General features: G+C 47.5%; 17 protein-coding genes and 1 riboswitch. Of the genes, 6 read left to right on the top strand and 11 right to left on the bottom strand.

What is annotated here, in order from left to right; all coding sequences use genetic code 11:
• Positions 1–563: 563 nt before the first annotated feature.
• The 3 genes from H6F93_RS20235 to ntrB form a co-directional block, all read right to left on the bottom strand.
• Positions 564–1403 carry an ABC transporter ATP-binding protein gene (locus H6F93_RS20235; protein WP_190644050.1) on the bottom strand — a complete coding sequence of 280 codons (840 nt, stop codon included), beginning with the start codon at positions 1401–1403 and terminating at the stop codon, positions 564–566.
• Between the two features lie 63 nt (positions 1404–1466).
• On the bottom strand, positions 1467–2945 hold the full coding sequence (locus H6F93_RS20230) for an ABC transporter substrate-binding protein (protein WP_190684469.1): 1479 nt from the start codon (positions 2943–2945) through the stop codon (positions 1467–1469).
• Positions 2946–3003: 58 nt separating this feature from the next.
• A complete protein-coding gene (ntrB, locus tag H6F93_RS20225) occupies positions 3004–3921 on the bottom strand; it encodes a nitrate ABC transporter permease (protein ID WP_524537979.1) in 918 nt (305 codons plus the stop codon).
• Between the two features lie 66 nt (positions 3922–3987).
• A riboswitch (cyclic di-AMP (ydaO/yuaA leader) is annotated at positions 3988–4181 on the bottom strand.
• A 171-nt stretch (positions 4182–4352) separates the two neighbouring features.
• Between ntrB and plsY the strand changes: the two genes are divergently transcribed.
• Positions 4353–5033, top strand: a complete 681-nt coding sequence (plsY, locus tag H6F93_RS20220; protein WP_190644048.1) for a glycerol-3-phosphate 1-O-acyltransferase PlsY — start codon at positions 4353–4355, stop codon at positions 5031–5033.
• Between the two features lie 17 nt (positions 5034–5050).
• Here plsY and H6F93_RS20215 read toward each other — a convergent pair whose 3' ends face one another.
• Positions 5051–6913: an ATP-binding protein gene (locus H6F93_RS20215; protein WP_190684467.1), complete on the bottom strand. Its 1863-nt coding sequence runs from the start codon at positions 6911–6913 to the stop codon at positions 5051–5053.
• A 694-nt stretch (positions 6914–7607) separates the two neighbouring features.
• Between H6F93_RS20215 and H6F93_RS20210 the strand changes: the two genes are divergently transcribed.
• The 3 genes from H6F93_RS20210 to H6F93_RS20200 are packed head-to-tail and all read left to right on the top strand — an operon-like array spanning position 7608 to position 11065.
• Positions 7608–9536 carry a TnsB C-terminal domain-containing protein gene (locus tag H6F93_RS20210; RefSeq protein ID WP_190684464.1) on the top strand — a complete coding sequence of 643 codons (1929 nt, stop codon included), beginning with the start codon at positions 7608–7610 and terminating at the stop codon, positions 9534–9536.
• Between the two features lie 6 nt (positions 9537–9542).
• Positions 9543–10499, top strand: coding sequence for an AAA family ATPase (locus tag H6F93_RS20205; RefSeq protein ID WP_190684461.1), 957 nt, complete (start codon positions 9543–9545; stop codon positions 10497–10499).
• Positions 10472–11065, top strand: coding sequence for a TniQ family protein (locus tag H6F93_RS20200; protein ID WP_199313849.1), 594 nt, complete (start codon positions 10472–10474; stop codon positions 11063–11065). The genes H6F93_RS20205 and H6F93_RS20200 overlap by 28 nt, the downstream gene beginning before the upstream one ends.
• A 104-nt stretch (positions 11066–11169) precedes the next feature.
• Here H6F93_RS20200 and H6F93_RS20195 read toward each other — a convergent pair whose 3' ends face one another.
• From H6F93_RS20195 to H6F93_RS34155, 4 genes are all read right to left on the bottom strand, one after another.
• Positions 11170–11370: a hypothetical protein gene (locus H6F93_RS20195; RefSeq protein WP_190684458.1), complete on the bottom strand. Its 201-nt coding sequence runs from the start codon at positions 11368–11370 to the stop codon at positions 11170–11172.
• Positions 11367–11654: a hypothetical protein gene (locus tag H6F93_RS20190; RefSeq protein WP_190684456.1), complete on the bottom strand. Its 288-nt coding sequence runs from the start codon at positions 11652–11654 to the stop codon at positions 11367–11369. Before H6F93_RS20190 ends, H6F93_RS20195 begins: the two co-directional genes overlap by 4 nt.
• Before the next feature lie 87 nt (positions 11655–11741).
• Positions 11742–12050, bottom strand: coding sequence for a helix-turn-helix domain-containing protein (locus H6F93_RS20185; RefSeq protein WP_190684452.1), 309 nt, complete (start codon positions 12048–12050; stop codon positions 11742–11744).
• Positions 12047–12589 carry a hypothetical protein gene (locus tag H6F93_RS34155; protein WP_190684433.1) on the bottom strand — a complete coding sequence of 181 codons (543 nt, stop codon included), beginning with the start codon at positions 12587–12589 and terminating at the stop codon, positions 12047–12049. Before H6F93_RS34155 ends, H6F93_RS20185 begins: the two co-directional genes overlap by 4 nt.
• A 263-nt stretch (positions 12590–12852) precedes the next feature.
• On the opposite strand from H6F93_RS34155, the gene H6F93_RS20175 reads away from it, so the two are divergent.
• Both H6F93_RS20175 and H6F93_RS20170 read left to right on the top strand, forming a co-directional pair.
• Positions 12853–13071 carry a hypothetical protein gene (locus tag H6F93_RS20175; RefSeq protein WP_190684430.1) on the top strand — a complete coding sequence of 73 codons (219 nt, stop codon included), beginning with the start codon at positions 12853–12855 and terminating at the stop codon, positions 13069–13071.
• Between the two features lie 172 nt (positions 13072–13243).
• Positions 13244–13810, top strand: a complete 567-nt coding sequence (locus H6F93_RS20170) for a hypothetical protein (protein WP_190684427.1) — start codon at positions 13244–13246, stop codon at positions 13808–13810.
• Here H6F93_RS20170 and H6F93_RS20165 read toward each other — a convergent pair.
• The 3 genes from H6F93_RS20165 to H6F93_RS20155 all read right to left on the bottom strand — a co-directional run bounded on the left by H6F93_RS20165 (position 13803) and on the right by H6F93_RS20155 (position 20292).
• Entirely contained in the window at positions 13803–15974 is a 2172-nt protein-coding gene (locus H6F93_RS20165) for a pentapeptide repeat-containing protein (protein ID WP_190684424.1), read from the bottom strand. The two genes, H6F93_RS20170 and H6F93_RS20165, sit on opposite strands and share 8 nt — an antisense overlap.
• 97 nt (positions 15975–16071) lie before the next feature.
• Positions 16072–17982 carry a HEAT repeat domain-containing protein gene (locus H6F93_RS20160; protein WP_190684420.1) on the bottom strand — a complete coding sequence of 637 codons (1911 nt, stop codon included), beginning with the start codon at positions 17980–17982 and terminating at the stop codon, positions 16072–16074.
• Positions 17983–18243: 261 nt separating this feature from the next.
• Entirely contained in the window at positions 18244–20292 is a 2049-nt protein-coding gene (locus tag H6F93_RS20155) for a DNA phosphorothioation-associated putative methyltransferase (RefSeq protein ID WP_190684417.1), read from the bottom strand.
• Between the last annotated feature and the right edge of the window lie 55 nt (positions 20293–20347).

The raw sequence follows: 20347 nt of genomic DNA, 5'->3' as shown, positions 1-20347 counted from the left end.
CTATTTATATTGAGAATTCCATTCTGCTTTGGTACTGCATTTAAGTCGAGCTAAATGGTTTTCTACACAGTTCGTCATGATCCCCAGCCATTATTCTTTCGATCCTGTCTACTAGGATGCCTGATCGCAATTAGTTTAGTCCTCCACCATTAGGCTACTTTTGTTACCAAGAGGAGTGTGATGCAGATAACTTTGCGGGTTATCCTACAAACGGTTAAGAGTTCCAGCCAACTGCGAACGAAAACCGCTGTGGTGTCTCACTCCTGGTTGACTGACAAAACTCCTAAAACTATGTATGTATCGTAGGTTGGGTGAAGCGAATGCGTAACCCAACAGAATCTAGGTGAGTGTTAGCTTACACGTTGTTTCACCCAACCTACATCACATTCAGTAAAGAGATTGTGGCTAGGGTGCAATAATCACTAACCGTAACTATATAGTTACTCTTCCACTAAAAGATTCAGGGATGCAGCCCTGCTAAGTGGGGCTGCATCCCTGAATCTTTTGGTACCTACTTTAACTGAGAAGGAAGTAGTTAATAATCGATCGCCAACCCCAACAGGTTAGTCATCTTGGCTGAAGTGCTGATCGAGGAAATTCAGCGCATGGTTTCGCAAGTCGTAGTAGGTGGACTGCGATCGCAGTTCTTTCAGGACGCGGGGATGCTCAAAGGGAACGTCTAGAATTTCACCTATTTTGGCGTGCGGGCCGTTGGTCATCATGATGATGCGATCGCTCATATACAGCGCCTCATCCACATCGTGAGTCACCATCATGACTGCCTGTCGCTGATTCTCCCAAATGTCTAACACCTGCCGCTGCAACCTGCCGCGTGTCAAAGCATCTAGCGCTCCAAAGGGTTCATCCATCAGCAGCATTTTGGGACGAATGGCCAATGCTCTGGCAATACCGACCCGCTGTTTCATGCCGCCGGATAGCTCATCAGGGTACTTCTCAGCTGCCGCATTCAGGTTCACCATTGCAATGTGTTCATTTACCACTTGCTTTTTGTCTGCGGGAGACAAGTGGTCTAGCACTTCATCAACGGCTAATCGGATATTTTCACGCACCGTTAACCAGGGCAGTAGAGAATAGTGTTGAAACACCATCATCCGCTCTGCTCCGGGCTTACGAACTTCGCGTCCGCCTAGCCAAATGGAGCCTGATGTCGCCTTCTCTAGTCCACCAACAATCTTGAGCAGAGTCGATTTGCCGCAGCCGGAGTGACCGATGATGGAGATGTATTCGTTCTCCCCAATATTCAGGTTGATGTCGTCGAGAACCACCGTTTCGCCACCATTCGGCGTTGGATAAGCCTTTGTCACATTTTCGATTACCAAAAACTCTTTGGGTGAGTTTGCAGTTTGAGATGTGTTGGCAAAGTTCGCAGTGGGTTTAATCATGTGGGACTCCTAGTTGCAGTAGAGCGAGAAATCTAGATCAGGAATGGTTTAGAGCCGCAATTCTCAAGACATGAAAATACGAGTGGGGCGATCGGCTCGAATGTCAAAGCTATTCAGATAGCCAACCGGATCACTGGGGTCAAACCCGACGTTGTCAATGAATGCCTCTGGCGGTTCAACTTTGTAATCATCAGCCGGACACTCAATGCCCATTTCTGCGGCAATCTCACGATACAAGTCAGTTCTCCAGGCTTGTCTAGCCAGTTCTTCCCCATTTCTAGGAAATTCTGGAAGTTGCCCCCACCGGGCGGCTTGGGTCATGAGCCAAATGCTTTGCGACTGCCAGAGAAACGTAGAGTGATCATTGGGTACCGTAGAAACGGTCGAAGGCATATCGAAGAAAATAGTTGTCTCGTCAGGATCGTTGACTATCCGCTCTTTTTCGTCAAACCCACCGTAGTTGTAGTTACCCAAGATGGCAGGTCCAGTGAATTTTGTGGTGCAATCAGGCAGGGAGCCGATGTTCTCCTCGGTAATGGCGGTGGGTGCCTGGCAAGTTTTGGGTTTTGCAGCAGTGTAAGATACACCCGTGATGATTTGAGCAACCTCTTGGCGGTTGTTGGGATTGCTGCAATACTGACAGGCTTCGATCATTGCCTTGACCAGCGATCGATAGGTTTTAGGATTTTCCTCAATGAAAGGTTCCATTACACCTAATACGCGGTCTGGGTGTCCCCGCCAAATCTCTCGACCTTGAGCAAAGGTAAAACCAACGCCTTCATTTCCACTAATGGCGCGGGTATTCCAGGGTTCTGCCACCATGTAGCCTTCCATTGCGCCAATGCGAATGTTAGAAACCATTTGGGGTGGTGGCGTGATGATGATCCGAAATTCATCTAATGGATTGACTCCTGCCGCTGCTGACAGATAGCGGATGAAGTATTCATAAATGGAAGAACTGAGCACGACTGCCCAGACTCGTCGTTCTGGAGGCAGACCGCTAAAGTGACGGCGAAAGTCTTGACCAAAGGCTTCCAAGTCACCGTTGTATTCCTGCCAGGGGCGCACACCGCTTTCCCACATGGCTTTGTTCATGGTCATGGAGTTGCCGTGACGGTGAATCGTCATCGCCGCACATAAGGGTGCGTGACGTGCGCCTTCGGCTCCGCTGCGAGCATTGGTTACTGCACCAGAAACCACGGGTGCAGCATCCAAACGACCAAAGATGACACCGTCGCGAGAGGTGCCCCAGCTTGCTTCTCGGTTGATCTTGACGTTTAGACCGTATTTGTGAAAGAAGCCTTTTTCGTGGGCGATCGCAAACGGTGCACAATCGTTCACGGGAACGTAACCAACGGTCAAATTTGGCTTTTCTAATGTGCTGGGATCGACAACCTGGTCAACTGCCTGAGCAGTAGGGGTGAGGATATTTGAACCCGTGCTTCCTTTGACGCAAGAAGCTAACGCCAATCCACTTGCGGTTGCGCCAAATCGTTTAATGAATCTTCTCCGACTCCAGGAAGTGTCAAAAATGTCAGTCATGCTTAGCCCTCTTGCTGGGAATGAGGTGATGCAAGGTGTAGCGATTAATGAAGTTAGATCAGGTCTGGGAGGCAGGGCGGTGTGTCACCCACTCCTGAATTTTGCCAACGATGTAGTCCAAGACCAGCCCTGTGACTCCGATTACAATCACTGCCAGGAAGACAGAGCTCAAGTTGAGTCGATTCCAGGAGTCCCATACAAAGAAGCCAATTCCGACACCGCCTGTTAGCATCTCAACTGCAACGATGACCAGCCAAGCGATTCCTAAACTGATCCGCAGTCCTGTGAAAATGTAGGGCAAGCTTGCAGGCAGAATGATTTTGAGTACCTGTCTCCAGCGGGGCATTTCTAGTACTCGCGCTACGTCAATATAGTCTTTAGAAACGCTTGATACCCCTAAGGCTGTGTTGATGATGGTTGGCCAAAGGGAGGTAATAAAGATTACGAAGATGGCAGAAGGGTTTGCCAGGTTAAAGATAGCAAGGGCGATCGGTAGCCATGCCAGAGGAGAAACGGGCTTGAGAATTTGAATAACGGGATTCAGCGCTAGCATGGCCTGCTTTGACATTCCAATTAAGAAGCCGACGGGAATGGCAACCAGAGCACCCAACACAAACCCAATCAAGACTCGACGCAAACTTGCCGCTAACAACCAGCCAATTCCTAAATTCCCTGGACCGCGTCTGTAGAACGGATGCAGAATGTAGTCGAGGTTTGCGACTAGAGCCTGCCAGGGAGTCGGCATCATTTCACTTCTCAAGGTAGCAACGATCCACCACAGTAGAATCAATCCTGCAAACCCTAGCAGCGGGAGCAATACCGAGTCTCGAACCAGGGCTGGACGCAGCGATCGCCGCCATGTTGCCTGAGCAGCGACAAGAATAATCTGAACGTTGAATTGCAGCAGCATTGAACTCTCCTGAGAGTGCGAGGCGATCGCAGACCAAGGAACGCTGTGCCGCTCGGTAGAGAGCACAAAAAAAGCGTCCTTGCGTGTATACGAGGACACTGAAGTATCGAGCAGTAGTAAAATGCTGATTCTTCAGTCTCCTCTCAATGCCGACGGAGTTAGCTGACGGGCTAGGACTGAGAGGTGTCCCTCGTTAGGGATGAAGAATGAAGGATGAGGGATGAACGAGCAATCTCCCTAACCAACAAGCTTCATAACCGTGCTAACGATAAGCCCCAAAATTTGGTTCCTCCGCTCTGAATTTGCGTTTGAGGCTGAATCGCAGACAAACGCCAGTCCAGATTAGGCTGACTTACTTATTCGATTTCCAAATAAGTTAGCACTGCTCTTTAGGTGCGTCAATGTATCTTTTGACAGACCGAAACAAAAGCCTGTGGCATCACGGTAAACTGATGGTGCAATACTTTTTGATTTTGCTTTGAGTGAGGCTTGTCCTAATGGCGACGTGGGCAATGTGGGGCGGTATCGTAGTGGTCGTGGCTTACTTGCTGGGCGCTATTCCCACGGGCTACTGGATTGGGCGATTGAAAGGAATTGACATTCGGCAGCATGGGTCTGGCTCGACGGGCGCGACAAATGTTTTGCGAACGCTAGGTAAACTGCCAGCGCTGGCAGTGCTGCTGATTGATGTGTTGAAGGGAGTGGGGGCGATCGCCTTCACGCGTTGGCTCTATACATTGCCAGCGGTGGTTGCTACGACTCCTGCATCGATTGATCTAGAAATCTGGGTGCCCTGGGCGGTGACAATCGCTGGATTGCTTGCCATCTTTGGACACAGCAAATCAATCTGGATTGGCTTTAGCGGCGGCAAATCAGTTGCAGCAGGGCTAGGTGTTTTGCTGGCAATGTCGTGGATGGTCGGGTTGGGTGCACTGGCAGCCTTTGGGATCGTGTTGGCGCTGTTTAGAATTGTGTCCTTGGGATCGATTGTGGCGGCGATCGCAGGCTGTGTTCTCATCGTGACACTGAATCAGCCTTTGCCCTATCAGCTGTTGGCGATCGCAGGTGGGCTTTACGTCATTTGGCGGCACCGCAGCAACATTCAGCGATTGATGGCAGGCACAGAACCTCGCATCGGGAAGAAGCTGCAAGAGTCAGAAGACGTGGTGGTTCAGTAAAGCAAAGCATCCCGGGCTCAAACGCACTTAATCTGACTGACTACTGCTGCCACCAGTGCAGTGGGCTCAACTGGCTTAGGTAGATGAAGCTGGAAGCCTGCATCTAGCAATTGCCTGCGATCATCATCTTCTCTGTCATAAGCAGTTAAGGCGATCGCCGGAAGGTGAGCGTGCTTTGCGGTAGTTGGGATCAAGTTTGGGCGCTCTGATTCGATTTCCCGTACCTGACGAATTAGCGCATAGCCATCCTGTTCTGGCATTCTCACGTCGCTGATTAAAATATCGGGCTGCGACTGTTGAATCACTTGCAAAGCTTCATTGGCTGAGGTGACTGTCTTGACGTTTGCGCCAGCATCCTTCAGCACAACAGCTATCCATTCACGGTTGTCTGCTTCATCATCAACTACTAAAACTTGCAAACCCAGGAGGGGATGAAAGGGTGAGAGGTTGGAAGGGTAAATCTCTTCCCATCCTCTGACTTCCTCTTTGTTTACCAGCAAAGGCAAAGTGACTGTGAAAGTGGCTCCTTGCCCTTCGCCTGGGCTGTCTGCTTCAACCGTTCCTCCGTGTATTTCTACCAATTGACGCACGATCGCCAGTCCTAAACCTAATCCGCCGTGACACCGAGTGGTGGCCTGTTCTGCCTGACGAAAGCGATCAAAAACGTAAGGCAGAAAATTTGAACGAATGCCTTCCCCGGTGTCTCTTACGGTAATCACAGCGTTAGTGGCAATGCGCTCTAGTCGAACTTCAATTAGTCCGTGTTGAGGCGTGAACTTGGTGCTGTTAGCAAGCAAATTCCAAACGATCTGCTGGAGGCGATCGCCATCTCCCAATACGAAAGTGGCTGATTCATCTAATACCGTCCGAATTTGAATATTTTTAGCCGTGAAAGCAGGCTGTGCAGACTTGATCGCTGCTTGAATCACTGACACCAGATTGATAGTCCGAATATTAAGGAAAAGCTTGCCCCGAATGATCCGAGAGATGTCCAGCAAGTCTTCGACTAGTTTTACTTGCGCTCTAGCATTTCGCTCAATTGTCTCTAATCCACGAGCAACCATTGACTCATTTAACTGCTTGTTGCGAAGCATCTGCGTCCAGCCCAACATAGCGTTGAGGGGCGATCGCAGTTCGTGAGAGACGATCGCCAAAAATTCATCCTTGAGAGTACTTGCCTGATTCAGAGATTCTGCTTGTTGTCGCAGTTCCTGCTCCAATTGTCTCCGCCGAGCAATTTCTGCTTCTAGTGCCTGATTGGTCATTTCAGCCAGTGCATTCTGCAACCGCGCTGCTTCGAGTTGCTTGCGTTCGCTGATGTCTCGCAGTAGCCAGCGCAACCCCACAGAATTACCTTTGGAGTCAAACACTGTAGTAACCGTTAGCGCTGCATCAAAAGAAGGGGCACCGCGAGGCTGCAATCGAGTGAGCCACTCTGGAAGTCGTTCAACCTGCTGCAATCGGTTCAGTTCGTTCCAAAAAGCTTGATGCTCAGGCTGAGGCATAAACACGGTTAGAGGTTTCCCGAGCAAATACTTCTGCGGCACCTTGAGCAACAAACTAGCAGCATGATTAGCTTGCTGAATATTGCCTTCGGGGTCAGTGATTAAATAACCATCAGGAGCACATTCGAATAGCTCCTGGTAGCGCTGTCGTTCTACTTCTAATGCTGCATGAGCTTCTAACAATTCCTGATTCTGCTGGTTCAGTACCTCCTGAGACATTCGGAGTTCTTCCAGGGAAGTACCCAGTTCTTCCAATGCTTCGGACAACAGTTCTGGATGTTGTAATGAATTGGAGTGAGCGTGTTGTAATAGGGTACTTACTCGCTCACCTAGGGCCCTCGTTTGTTGGCTCAGCCACTCACTGCTTACGTTCACTTTTCTAAAATACGGCTTTAAAGTTGCTTTTCAAATTACCTTTCAGACTACTGAAAATCCCAGTGTTCTCATCCCTCGCTAGATTTGTTTATTGGTGAACCTTTTTAAACTCACCAAATTCTGTTTGATTTCTCCCATATTGAAGCCGGATGAATGGAAGTCTTGTAGAACCCACTGATTGATAACGGCTTTCAGATCAACAAACCACAGGTAGACGCAAACGGTTGTTCGCACCTACAGAAACGATATGTTTTTTATACGGTTAAAAACCGCCATAGCACTGTTTAGGACTGAACCAGCGGGGTATTTTACCCGATTAGCCGCAGTTCTAATTTCCGATCGCCCATCCTTACCGAAATCCCTTTAGACAGATTTCACGACATATCAATTTCTGTAGGGGCGCACTGCGGTGCGCCCCTACTCTTTCCTGGGTCGCACCTTAAAACGGGCGAAACTGTTACCAGAACCTCTTTTGTCCGTTAAGGAGCTATTTTTCCAGTTTAAGGCAATCGTGTCAGCCTAATGTTAGAGCCTACAACTCCTTCCTTGCAAGGGTTTTAGGCTTTTTCTGTGGGTTTTTATTCTCTCGTTAAGATTAAGTCGTTAATTGCGTTTTTGCTCCTTGGGAGCAAAAACGGTTTAAACTGTTAATTGCCTTTTGCTCTTTGCGCTCCAAAGCACATCAGTCTAGCTTATGAAAGAAGTAGAACTTGTGTCCCCTGCTCTGCCTCTAACCCAGGTCAGTACTCTAGCTGCACAAGATGGGCGGCCAGTCCATAGGCTGCTAGCCGAAGAGATTGAGGATTTGGATAAAAGAAGATTCGTGATGCGAAAGCTTGATGCGATCGAAGATATTATTCAAACCTCAGATGACCTCAAGCAGGAAAGAATTCAGTTGTGGGCTGACCGACTGGAGAGGCACCCAAGAACCATCACGCGCTGGTTGGAAAAGGCGCAACAGGACGGACTCGCGGCGATCGCCAGAGAAGTGCGATCGGATGCTGGGCAGTTGAAGGGCAATAAGCGCTGGAAACACTCACTCCAGTATTGGACCGAGTTCATCCTCAATACCTATAACGACGGTGTCAAGGCGAAGCTGGGTATGACTCGCAACTTGACGTTCAATCAAGTGAAAGCCCATGCTGAGCTTGAACTAGGACTTAAAGAGGGTGAGTATCCCTGCCACGTATTTGTCTACGCGGTTCTGGACCCCATCATCGAAGCGAAAAATCGCAAGGTGCGTAATCCTGGACAGGGACCTGGCATCATCATCAAAGTTATTAATGACGAAGGCGAGGAAGAAGATATTGTCGTTGAACGCAGTAACCAAGTGTGGCAAATCGACCATACTCGATTAGACAATCTGTTAGCAGATGAAGAGGGAGGTTTAACTGGCTCAGTCTGGATTACAGCGGTGATTGATACCTGGTCAAGCTGTGTTATGGGTTACTACCTCAGCTTTGACTCGGCGGGTTCGCACGAGGTTGCTCTGGCGCTGCGTCATGCAATTTTGCCCAAGCAGTATGGTCCTGAATATCAACTGCAAAAAGAATGGGAAGCTGGTGGATTACCCGAGTACATCGTCACCGATCGCGCTAAAGAGTTCAAATCTGCTCACCTCAAACATGTTGCCTCAGCCCTGGGAATTAAGCTGCGACGACGTTTGTACAAAGAACAAGGTGGCGTTGTAGAGCGACTATTTCTAGCGTTAAAAACAGAGTTTGCTGCCCTCACCCCTGGCTTCAAGGGTGGCAGCTTGCAAGAGCGTCCAGACCAGCCGGAGAAGTATGCTTGCGTGGTCTTTGAGGACTATGATCGCAAGCTAGTGCGACATTTAGTAGACCATCACAACCAACATCTGTATCCCAGAGTTGCCAATCAGACGCTTTCAATGCGATGGCAGGCGGGCTTACCGGGACTCAAGCCGCGAATGCCCGAAAGTGAGCGATCGCTCGACATCTGCCTGATGAAGAGCACCAAGCGAAAGGTGCAGGAGCGAGGGTGTGTAGAGTTTAGAAAGCTTATTTGCACTGCAAGCTTGAGTCGGGATGAGGAAGGCAACTGGCAGTACGACAAAACTGCCAACTTTTTGAAAGTGTATGAGGGGCGTGAGGTGATGCTCCTGTACAACCCGACCAACATTGTTTATATTCTTGTCTATTCTTTAGAGGAGAATGGTCAACCTGCTGAGTATTTAGGTACGATTCGCGCTAGAGATTGGCTAGGAGAACGCTTATCCTTCAGAGAATGGGAGGCTATGAAGAAAAAGATACGAGATGAGGGTAACGCAATCGATCAATCCTCAATTCTAGCTGAGCAGCGCGATTCGTACAACGACTCGATCAAGCAAGTCAAGACGATGCGGCAACGTCGCAGAAGCGAAAGTAGGCGGCTTACCAAAGCTTCTCCACATTCTGATAAGGTCGTGGAACTTCATCCTCCACAAGCTGCTTCAGCAAATTCAACCAAGTCCAAACGGTCAAAGTCTAAAAAAGTTGAATCTGAAGTCGAATCTGCTGCGCCAGAGCCTTTAGAATCTGTACAGGAACAGGTTGAGGTTTCGGTGAATCCTGCACTTTATGTCGTTTCTGACTGGAATGAGTTTGTTGAAGACAGTTGGTAAGCCATTATGAGTCAATCCAACCTCGCGGTTCAACCGCCTGATGAAGCTCACCCTTCCCAGCAGCCAGCGCCACAGACGACGCAGTCGGCTCAAGTTGCTGTGACTGCCGCTGTACCAAAGCTGGGCAAGCAGAAGGAGCGATCGCCTCAGCAGCAAGCAGAAATTCAGAGGATTCGCGAGGTTGATCCTTATGTTGGGTTGGCGCGAGACGAAGAGTTGTTTACTCAATTGAATCACTGGCGCGATATTGGCAGTTGTGCCCGCGTCATGACAGCCGATCGCATGGGGATCATGAAATCTCTAATGTTTTACACGGGAAACAACATTCGGCGGAAAGGCGGTTTGTTGCTCACTCCTGCTCCAGTTGCTTACGTTGAAATCGAACAACACGGCAGTCCAACTGATTTGTTTCGGTTGATTTTGGCATTTCTAGTCAATCCACTTGACTGCGGGGCGTTGCGGCAGTTGCGATCGCGCACTTGGGGAACCCTCAAAGATCGCAAAGTCAAACAGCTGATTGTTAATAATGCTGACTTGCTCTCATTCGCTGCGTTGACTGAACTGATGCGAATTCATGAGAAGCTTAAAATCTCAGTTGTTCTAGCAGGCTCTCCTTATCTTGATGGTCTGCTTGAACCAAAAGCGCACAAGAAGCAGAAGTATATTCCAATTCACAATACTTTTCTCAAATACCATCCCTACAGTTTGTTCAGTAGAAATGATTTGAAAACTGCAATTGAGGTGTGGGAGAGAAGCTTAGGGTGGGACAAACCTTTGAACTTGCACCAAGATCAGGAGATCGCCAACGTTCTATTTGGTGCTTGTCAGGGGCAGCTAGGACCGCTTTACGAGAATTTGCGTGATGTTGCTACATGGAGAGTTGATCATCCAAAAGCTCAAATTAATCATCTCAATGTTTCTAATGCTTTGGGTATGTGCCATCAACCGATCGCGAAGCTGTAGAAGCGATCGTGCCGATTTTGCTGCATCAAGTAACGAGAATGGTTGAGCAAATGGAAGACGGTGAAGTGCAGCGATCGCTTCTGTACCTTCCGCCGCACGAAGGCGAAAGCATTAGTCACTACCTTGGGCGCTGGTTTCGGCAAGAAGTAGTTCAAGCGGATGCTTTCAGCGTGGGTGGAAAGTTAAGGCTCGGTAAAATCTTGCGAAGGTGGGAGAACTTCTACTTCAATCCGCCTCCGACCTCCACAGAAATGGCAAAACTAGGCAAGCTGGTTGACTTGGAAACTGAGCAGTTGATGCAGATGTTTCCACCCAAGAATGAGCCGATTAACCCGCGACCAATCCGACTCTGTGCTGCTTGTTATGGTGAGGCTCCGTACCACCAGATGCAGTGGCAATGGCAGTCAGTTGATAGATGCGATCGCCATCACCTAATTCTGTTAACGAAGTGTCCAGGGCACAAATGTAATACCTCTTTTCCAATTCCTTCCCAATGGACGATCGGAAAATGTCAGCAGTGTGGCATGTCCTATCGAAAGATGGCGAAACATCAAAAATCCTACTAAGTCTTATGTCAAATCTAGATTTGTGCAGTGACTTTTTAAGAATAATTAGTCACTGTACAGATGGAACAGCGATCGCACAACGCACTTCCACAAGCAAAACTTCTTCAGGTGTTAGAGCTAGACCTTGTTTTCAAGGTAGAGGAATCAAACATAATCGCGTAGTGAAGGGTGGGAGCATTTTGCCGCAGTATTCGCAGATGAGCTTCAGCATCGTTGCGGCGGCGGAAACGAGCGATCGCTCGGCGTTGCATGTTTGGCAAAAAGCGAATGATGCACCAGGGCTGTAAATGGTCGAGGTAGGTCATAAAACTTTCTCAGGAATATCAATAGAGTGTTGGTTGAGCGTGTTTTGAATGATGTTCAGCACCTCCTGTCGATTGCGATCGCCGCCAACTGGATGCAGAAACCAGGCAGCAATGGGAGACGGTTGATAGGTCAGCCGATAGCGTTTAGCTTGGCTAACCTGAATGATCCAGACAGCCTGTCGTGGTTGCTTGCGAAGCAAGTATCCGTGTTGCTTTAGAGCTGTGCGGATCAGGGTGATTTTCTGAACAATTTGCGCTCTGTTGTTGAGGTGGGTGTAGTCCATAGGGCTGAACCGCCATAAACACTGAAGCCACCTTACGAAAAGGTGGCTTGGCAAAACAGGTCAGGGTGGTATTGACTTTTTGAACAATTAGCTCTGTGAAGTCTCCTCCGCTAGACAGAGAACATTTACCAGTTCTGGAGGTAATTGCTCAAAGTGGCCGAGCAGGAAGTCCATCAGTGCCAGATGGCGTAAGTCAGTTGGAGTTGGGCGGCGGTAACTACGTCCTTTGCGGAACCAGCAGCGAACGGTAGAGAGAGAACGAGAGCAAATCGAGGCGATCGCTTCTTGACTGACGTTCCACTTGGCGTAGAACTGTTGAGGTGTCATCCCAAGCTGGCAGTAGCTGTAAAGCTCAATCAGATGCTGTTCTCGTTGGCTAAGAGAGCGAGGATTCATTGGAATTTCCCCACTTCCATTGGTTCAAGGTCCTCTTCCCAAGCAATATCGGCACTGATCCAGTTTGAACTGAGAGAATTGGGATCGAGCCAAAGCAAGTAGCACCATGTCCAGCGACAACTATGAGGTGCGAAGCTGTAGAATCTGCCAATGACAACACCCCAGTCGGTCGCTTCCCCATTCGAGAGCCATTGGAGGCGATCGCCATACAGAAACTGGGGAATTTCTACATCAGGAAAGTTGGTTGGTAGCGATATAGATGCTGAAGGCAACTTTAGGTTGGAGAGATTACTGAGTGCCTCAAATTTGTTGTGGCGTATTGCCTCTAGATAACTGGCGAGTAGGCTGTCATTGAGGTTGGCAGTTAGGGTTTGGATCAGGATAGCAGCGAGGACTTCGATCTCTTGAGACTCTAGACTCACCCCGACTGCATCGAAGTAGGTTTTCAGGCGAAGCAGTAAGTCGCTGAGAGCAAAGCGATCTAAGACCTGCTGATAAGCAGGAAGTCCATCTGTTTGATGGAGAACTGGATTTATCATTAATTAAAGTCTCCTATGACGTAGGAGCTAGAAGTCAGCGGAGAGCCTGGAAACCTTACTGCTGACTTCTAACTGCAAATTTTGTAGAGAGTAGAACTGCGATCGACGCTCATTACGCATTTTGCTCGTCGATGTCTTTACTTTAGAAAAACTTGACACAGGTTTCAATACTTGACACAGGTTTTTTTCAAAAACTTGACACAAGTTGTTTGAGGCGTTCTCTGGCAAACTTGATACAAGTTGTGGTTAGGATAAGGGGCCCGATGACAGACAATACTGAGCGTGGCAGTAGAGGACCAGCTCCCCAGTGGAACTTGGGGCGAACTAGAACGATTCGAGTGCCGATCGCGATCGCAGACCAGTTGCTGGGAATTGCCCGCAGGATTGATCAAGGTGAAGCGGCTGAATTAGAAGTGCTTTTAACCCAGGAGGATAGGCAGGAGTTATCCAAAAGCCCTTGGACAGCAAATTGCGCTTGCTAACGACGAGTTAGTAGGGCAGGGGCTTTATGAGGGAAAAAAGGCTGAGGGCGATCGCCGCAAAGAGTTAGAGCAGCAGATTAAAATTTGGGAGGCTTTGCGGGAGAAATTGAACAACGAGCCATAGGGTGAGCGGGGTCAGCATCTTAGAGCAGATGAACCTGGGGTAACGCATATGAAGGAGCCTGAACCAGATGTCCAATTAGGTAAATACCTGACACTTGGTGAGTTTTGTACCTGCACTCAGACTTACCGGAAGTATGCTGATCAAATTGATCCATATCCGAGGAATTTAGAAGAGACTATTCCAGCATTATGGGCTCTCTGTCGGCATATCCTCGATCCTATCTTTGACCATTTTGGTAAGGAGCGATTCCAGCTTACCTACGGATTTTGCTCAACTGATCTGAAGCGCTATTTGAGTCAGAAAGACCCCAACACTGGGATTAAAAATGGACGGGTTGACCCAAGTCGGGATCAGCACATGGCACATGAGAAAAATCGGAATAGCAAGTATTACTGCGATCGCCTTGGTGCTGCTTGTGATTTTCAGATTCTGGGACTGGAGAGCGATCGACTTGTGGAGTGGATTCTAAAACAGCAATTGCCCTTTGATTCGCTTTATTACTATGGGAGCGGTCGTCCTATCCACGTCAGCTATGGTCCTCAACATAAACGTGACCTTTGGGCATTTACAGCCAAAGGTCAGCCAACAAAGCAAGGAGTACCAAGTGCTAGATAAGGGCAAGTAGAGTAACGATTGCAGGAAGTAACTTAGCGGACTCCTGTACCAACTTAGTCACTTCTGGTAGCCCAGCAACCGTCCCTTTCAAGATTTTCATTGCTGTCTTCGCTGTTTTTTGTAAAGCTCCGTCTTCTGGTTTCTGTCCTGCCTCAGCTAAAACCTTAACTTGCTCTAGTGCTTCAACTTTGTCTTCAGGAGCCAACTCAGGTTCTGTTTCAATTGCTGCTTGTAGCTGTAACAGTAGCTCTTTAATTCCTGGTTCGTCTGGATCTGAGGAATCTGGTAGCTGATTGATGGCGTTTGTGACGTTGCCGCTGATAGTGCCCAAGTTTAGAACACCACTGATATCGCCTCCAGTGACACCGCTAACGTTACCAATGTTGCCGCCAGCTTCAATATTGATTGAGCTTTTTTCTGACACGGTATCCCCCAAACTGTAGTAAGTTTCTATGTAAGATTTGTTGCTATTGATGGCTGTCATTACCATCGTTTCCAGGCTACGAATCCTTTCATCCTTCTCTGCAATACCTGCTAGAAGTGCCTGTAGATCACTATAGGGTAGTGAGGAAACTTCTTTATATTTCTCAAAATACTCTGCATTGAGCTGAGACTGATCTGCTTTGCCTGTCACCCTAGCTTGAAGACGAATTTTTTCTTCTCCTCGTCCCTCTAATGCAACAACCTCCAGTCCTGCTTCAGGGTGCTGTTCGGCTAGTTGTTTCAGTGCAATTGCAGCAGCACTAGGGTCAATGCCCTCGTAGTGGTATAAGTCCAAGGTCTTGAAGGTGTCTGCCATTTGACGAGGGTCAACGTTCTGTTGGCGGTATAGATCTAGCGTTTTGACAATGGGAGCAATAAAATCTGAAAAATCTCCTTCTTCAAAGGTTTCGCGTCGATTGTCCGGCTTGCGCCAAGGATCGGGATCATCCTTCGTTGGTAGACGCATGTAAATGAATTCACATCTCACTCCATCTAATTTAGTGTCAGTTGAGATTGCCCAGTCCTGAATACAGGCTCCTGTTAGACAGCAATCAGTTAAATTGACTCTATAGAGTTGTGTCTGAACAAGCTTTGCTCTCGATAGGTCAGCATTTTGAAGAGTTGACTCACTCAGATCTGCTCCAATAAAGCTGGCATCTGCTAAATTAGCTCCTTCTAGGTTAAGTCCTCTCAAATTAAAATAGTCAAAGTTTTTGTCTTGTCCATTTTTTGAAATGACTAAACGTCTCACTTGTAAATTTTCTAAGTACGTCCCTTCAATTTGAGATTGATCCAACTTTTCTGCAAGTAACCAATTAGTTCGCTTAAGATTAGCGTTTCTTAAATCTACATTTTTAAGAATGGCTTTTGTAAAGTTTGCATCAGTAAGATCAGCACCTCGAAAATTTGTTCCACCCAAAGTTGAAAGAGTAACTACAATCGTCCGGGTAATAAGATACTTCCGATCTTCTGCAAGAGCACGAAAACCAATGTAAGTGCTTAGAGCTACAAGTCCTATAGTAATCAGGATTTCTAATATCCAATCAAAAGTTAGGGTTCTACTTTTTGAACTAATACCCAAAATTGCACCAGCTATTCCGCCTACAATCACTCCAGGGCTAGCAAGAGCGATTGCGAAAGAACCAACAGTATTTCTGAGTACACCGATAGAAACTGCCCCCGCTAAAATTCCTGCTCCTGCACCAGCTATAGCTAAAGTTTTCACTATAAGAACAGCAATGATCTGTTCAGTCTGAGAAAGGTTTTCAGCTACTGCCGCTGTTATTGCAACTATCGCAATAACAACAGCACTCGATAAGCCTAAGGCTGAGCCTAATCCACGTTTAATAGTAATTGTAAGAAAGAAGGTTAACGCTGCTAGTGGCAAGAGCCTAAGGAAAAAGAAGTTATCAATGCCGTTTTCAAGAACTTGAACTGTTAAAGCAACTGTGTAAGCAATAATGAAGCCTGCCATTATTGTTAATAACAGCGCCACTACTGCCAGACCAATTGCCCAATGATGCTGAAGCCCAGCCTTAGCATTGCTAAAATCAGCACCAGTAAGTATGGTATTACTGAAATCAGTCCCTCGGATATCAGTGCCTCTGAAGTTGGTATTGGCTAGATTTTGCCCTTTAAAGGAGCGCCCCTGAAGATTAGCATTAGAAAAGCCATTCAGCATAAGCTATAGACACTGCTAACAGTCACCAACATCAAAGATCTCAATTTATAGATACAAGTACAGTTTTTCTGCTTCAACGAGCTAGAAATAACTTAATTTATCTTTGTTGAAAAAGCCTTGATATGGCCCCAACAAGCCTTTGAAGGGTTGCTAAATCTTCTTGTGGGTTGTCTACTACTTCACTAACTACATCCCATAAAGCTTTTGCAGCAGATCTACGGGTCTCCAAATTCTCGCTTTGAAGTAATGTAATAAGCACTGACGTAAGTTCTGCTCGTTCATGCTCATTTTCTACTTCTACTCCCACCAAAACAGAAAACGCAATATTCTGCTCGTCTGAACTACCATTTAGAAGTTCTATGATAAAAGAACTATCATGTCTCCCAATATGTTGAAGAGTACCAATGACATTGTCTCGATATTGCGAAACGTCGCCATTATAGTTAAGTGCAAGGAGAGCAGGAACAGCTTCAATTGGTGCAGGTTCTAAGCGGTGTAGATTACTTATAGCTTCATACCGAATATCAGGCGATTTATCTTGAAGAGCAGTGATGAATAGTGAAATATCTCGACTATTTATAGCTTCAATATCAATTAATGCCATAAAAGCATTTAAGCGAATAGAATCCGTCTCGTTTTCGTTTTGAAAAATCTCCAATAATTCTGGAACAGCAAGAGCTGCCTCAGCGCCAAATCCTCTCAAGGCTTCAGCAGCAACTTCTCTAGTAATATCGTCTTCATCCTGAATAGCAGTAGTAAGTGCAGGGACAGAGATAGAGGGTTCAGCCTTAATTCTGCCTAAAGCAAAGGCTGCAACACCACGAACCAATGTGTTGTCATTCAATAAAGCATTCACTAGTAGTGGAACAGCTGATGCTGCTTCTGAATTCATTGCGCCTAGCGCAAGTGCAGCAGTTGCGCGAGCTTCAGCATCAGGATGGTTTTGAAGAACATTAACTAGTTCAGAAATGGATGCGTCCGCATTCAATCCAATGCTCTCTAGACGTGCTGAAGCTTCAGAGCGAATTTCCTCGCTTTCATCTTCTGGAACGAGAACTGCTGATTCACTAAACTCCTGCAAATCAGGAGAATTAATTGTTTCCAAAATTTTATTTATAGTAGCGCTTACAGATGGGGTACTTGTTTGAAGAGCTGCTGTCAAACCAGGAATGGCTGCGGGTCCAATCTCAACTAACATACCAGCAGGATCATAGTTTCTAAGGAAAGCAGTAGCAGCAACTTCACCCTCGAAGTTGATATAAGATTCTATACCTGGTAAAACTTCGATTAATCCAGGTACAGCAGCAGATCCAATACGCTTTAAGGCATATGCAGCAAGACTGCGGACGGCTTCATCGTCACTTTCAAATAGAGCAATTAGGGTAGGCACGGATTCCGAGCCACAATTGACGAGCGCATTAAGAGCGTCGTAGTCAATGATTAGCAGTTGTTCCGCATAACCCCAAATTTCTTGGTCACTACACCCATTCAAAGTTTCACGTGACACTTCTGTTTCACTTGATTGTCCAATGACCAAGTTTTGTCTTGCTGCTCCAACAGAAATTGTTACGGAATATGAACCTTGGCTTGTTGCATCGGGAGCAGCAACTAAAACCCGGTAAAGCCCAGTATAAGGAACGTTGAAGCTTGCAAAAGCTCCTGTTGAATCTGCCCAAGTATCAAGACTTTGAATTAGGCGAGAATCTGGTTCTGTAACTACTTCTCCACCTGCCAGAACGACCAGCAGGTTATTCGCTGAATCAAGCAAAATCAGGTTGAAATTAAATGCTTCACTTGACCAATTAATCTGAACTGGAGTGCCAGCGGCTCCTTGGAATGTATATTCGTCAAAAAGAGCTCCAATTCCTGATAATGCGGAATCACCTGGTTCAAGGACACCTATCTCATCTAGCAAAATCTCGGGACTAGGCTGTGCTTTTACTTCGAGGTTAGTTAAAAGTCCAAAGGAAGCGACCAAAGAGATTAGAAAAACGGGCAAAGCTCTCACTAATGTATCCCTATTAAATCTTAAGTAAAGTTATGTTTCTTCTAAATATGTTTGAGAATTTGTGCCGTTCACCAAGTGTTTGCGTTTAATAGTAAGCACTTGTAGGGCAGAAACTGGATCTTTAACATTCTCCTTAAGATGCCCTAAATGATCCGGCAATTTACTGAGAGCATTACAATATTTATCAAATCTTGATACCTCGGTAATCCTTATCCTTCAAGCTTCTCACCAACAGCTATGGATATTGTTCTTGCTGCCCTTTCAGATCAAACCTCTCTGTCGCCGTGTTGCCCGCACCAACTTCACCCGGTAGGGGTCAGCATCTTTCTGCCACACCACACGATGCCCCTTTAATTCAGCACAATGCTCCTCCAGGCATTTTTGCCAGCCACGATAGTCATAAATCAGCCGCAAATCATCCAACAAGCCCCATCCTTCCTCCTGTCGCGTCAGCTTTGCGAACTTCTCATACAGCGGATAGTCGGCTGTCACTATTGAGTCCTTCTGGTGCAGTAGGGGTGGGTTGTCGTTGGGGTCGTAATCTCGGTAATGGACGTGTAGATCCCGCAAGTCGATCTCCATACTTGTGTGAAGGGCAGGGTGAGGATCGGTGTCAAAACTTGGGTAGACAAGGTAGGAAATCTTAGGTTTGCGGAAATGGAACTTGACGACATTAGCTTCATGGGGACGACCGATCGTGCGAGAAGCGCAACCTTCATAGAGCCTCAGTAGCGGATCAAGTGCCTCGATCGCCGACACATGAACCCATAGCGAATTCGGTCGCTTCTGCCCGATCGCACTACTCTTGCAGCGTTCCTCGACGACCTCTAGATTGCCCAAACTCATCAGCATCAGGTCTGCCGCAGCACAGGCTTGCTGATAGCCACCGAATAGACTTTTGATGTCGTTCTGAACCACAGGTGTCAAATCCCGAAGCTTGGGACGGCGACCAAAATGGCTTAACGCCAAATAAACTAGCAAGTCTTGACGACGGCGATCGCTAATCTCATCCCATTCCTGCGGATTGGTAGCTTGCAGGACGATCTGGAATGCCCGTCGCAGGTTGCCAAACTCGGTACTGAGTGTTTCCGTCTCAGGCAGTTCCTCCAGGGTTGGTAGTCGTCCCCGCTCGGTGAAGAATGCCATCAATGGAGTGAGCAGTTCCTTGTAATCTTCAAACCGCTTATTCGCCAGTTGCACTTTCGGAACACTAACCCGCGATCGAAACCGAGATGCCCGAAAACTCTGTGCCTGTGCCTCGTCTCGAAAAACGAAGTAGATTCCTAATGCTGCCGGAACTGCATCGACCCCAAGCACCTGATCGATATAAATTTTCAGTTCTTCCTGGTCATAGTATTTCTGAAAGGTGTTACGGCTTGTAATCACCCCATCCTCATAGGCAATCTGACTATTCCCCTGCGCGATGAGAACCTGGGCGGCGACAATTAGCACCTGCCCGGCTAGCTCCCATGCTTTAATCAAAGCCTCACGCCGCTCTGCTTGAGACTCGATGACGTTGATGACATATCCCAAGTTCACGACATCCGCAGCGACTAAGGGCGAATCTGGGCGGTAGTATGGGTCCCAGCCAGCGCTCTCGTAGCCCAGTTTAGCAACCCGTTCCAGATCCCCTCCCTGCCCACATCCGTAGTCAAAGAAGGTTGTGGTCTGGTTCAGCAACCCTGCTTCTAATGCCAGACGCACAGGTTTAGAGAAGTCGTTGCGGCTGATAGCCGCTTTATGGCGATCGATTTTAACCTGAGTCGATTGGGCATTGAGGAGCGATCGATGGATCAGGGTATGCCCTTGAAACGCGACCTTGAATTGGGCTAAGCGTTCTTCCCAAGCCAAGCGCGTCCCGATCGCCCTCGGATTATCCAATAGTCCCAGAGCTTTCTCCTGACGAGTGAGGGCAGCGAATTGCTGGTAGTGGGGATAGTCAGTCGCGACAAAGGTTTCTTTCCGGTGAAGAATAAAGGGATTGCCTGCCTCGCCGTAATCTCGATAGTTCACCTCACGGCTTTGCAGGTTCACCTGAATGCTGGACTGAAGCGCAGGATGCGGATCGCTGTCAAACTCTGGATACAGCAGGTACGAGATACTTGGTTTCTCCAGATTAAATTTAACGAGCGTGATCCCCTCTAGACGGGAGGCAATCTCTCTGGCTTCACTCTCGTACTCTTGGAGAAGCGGGTCTAATGACTCTAAGGCTGAGACATGGACGTATAAGGCATCCGGCAGAAGCTTACCCACCTTGCTGCGTTGGCAGGTAACGGCGATCGCACTAAAGTCATCAAGGCTACAAAACATCAAACAAACCGCTCAAGCTGCACCTATCAGTTCTTCTTGACTTATTATGCTTGCG

It is taken from the genome of Leptolyngbya sp. FACHB-671 (assembly GCF_014695745.1).
GTDB lineage: Bacteria > Cyanobacteriota > Cyanobacteriia > Elainellales > Elainellaceae > JAAUTN01.
This window is presented reverse-complemented; position numbering and strand designations above follow the sequence as displayed.

Bases quoted from the DNA above. Each gene is read 5' to 3' on its own strand.
- H6F93_RS20175 (WP_190684430.1), top strand. From the start codon at position 12,853: ATGACAGACAATACTGAGCGTGGCAGTAGAGGACCAGCTCCCCAGTGG.
- H6F93_RS20155 (WP_190684417.1), bottom strand. From the start codon at position 20,292: ATGTTTTGTAGCCTTGATGACTTTAGTGCGATCGCCGTTACCTGCCAA.
- plsY (WP_190644048.1), top strand. From the start codon at position 4,353: ATGGCGACGTGGGCAATGTGGGGCGGTATCGTAGTGGTCGTGGCTTAC.
- H6F93_RS20165 (WP_190684424.1), bottom strand. From the start codon at position 15,974: ATGCTGAATGGCTTTTCTAATGCTAATCTTCAGGGGCGCTCCTTTAAA.
- H6F93_RS20205 (WP_190684461.1), top strand. From the start codon at position 9,543: ATGAGTCAATCCAACCTCGCGGTTCAACCGCCTGATGAAGCTCACCCT.
- H6F93_RS20235 (WP_190644050.1), bottom strand. From the start codon at position 1,403: ATGATTAAACCCACTGCGAACTTTGCCAACACATCTCAAACTGCAAAC.
- H6F93_RS20185 (WP_190684452.1), bottom strand. From the start codon at position 12,050: ATGAATCCTCGCTCTCTTAGCCAACGAGAACAGCATCTGATTGAGCTT.
- H6F93_RS34155 (WP_190684433.1), bottom strand. From the start codon at position 12,589: ATGATAAATCCAGTTCTCCATCAAACAGATGGACTTCCTGCTTATCAG.
- H6F93_RS20190 (WP_190684456.1), bottom strand. From the start codon at position 11,654: ATGGACTACACCCACCTCAACAACAGAGCGCAAATTGTTCAGAAAATC.
- H6F93_RS20195 (WP_190684458.1), bottom strand. From the start codon at position 11,370: ATGACCTACCTCGACCATTTACAGCCCTGGTGCATCATTCGCTTTTTG.
- H6F93_RS20170 (WP_190684427.1), top strand. From the start codon at position 13,244: ATGAAGGAGCCTGAACCAGATGTCCAATTAGGTAAATACCTGACACTT.
- H6F93_RS20210 (WP_190684464.1), top strand. From the start codon at position 7,608: ATGAAAGAAGTAGAACTTGTGTCCCCTGCTCTGCCTCTAACCCAGGTC.
- H6F93_RS20230 (WP_190684469.1), bottom strand. From the start codon at position 2,945: ATGACTGACATTTTTGACACTTCCTGGAGTCGGAGAAGATTCATTAAA.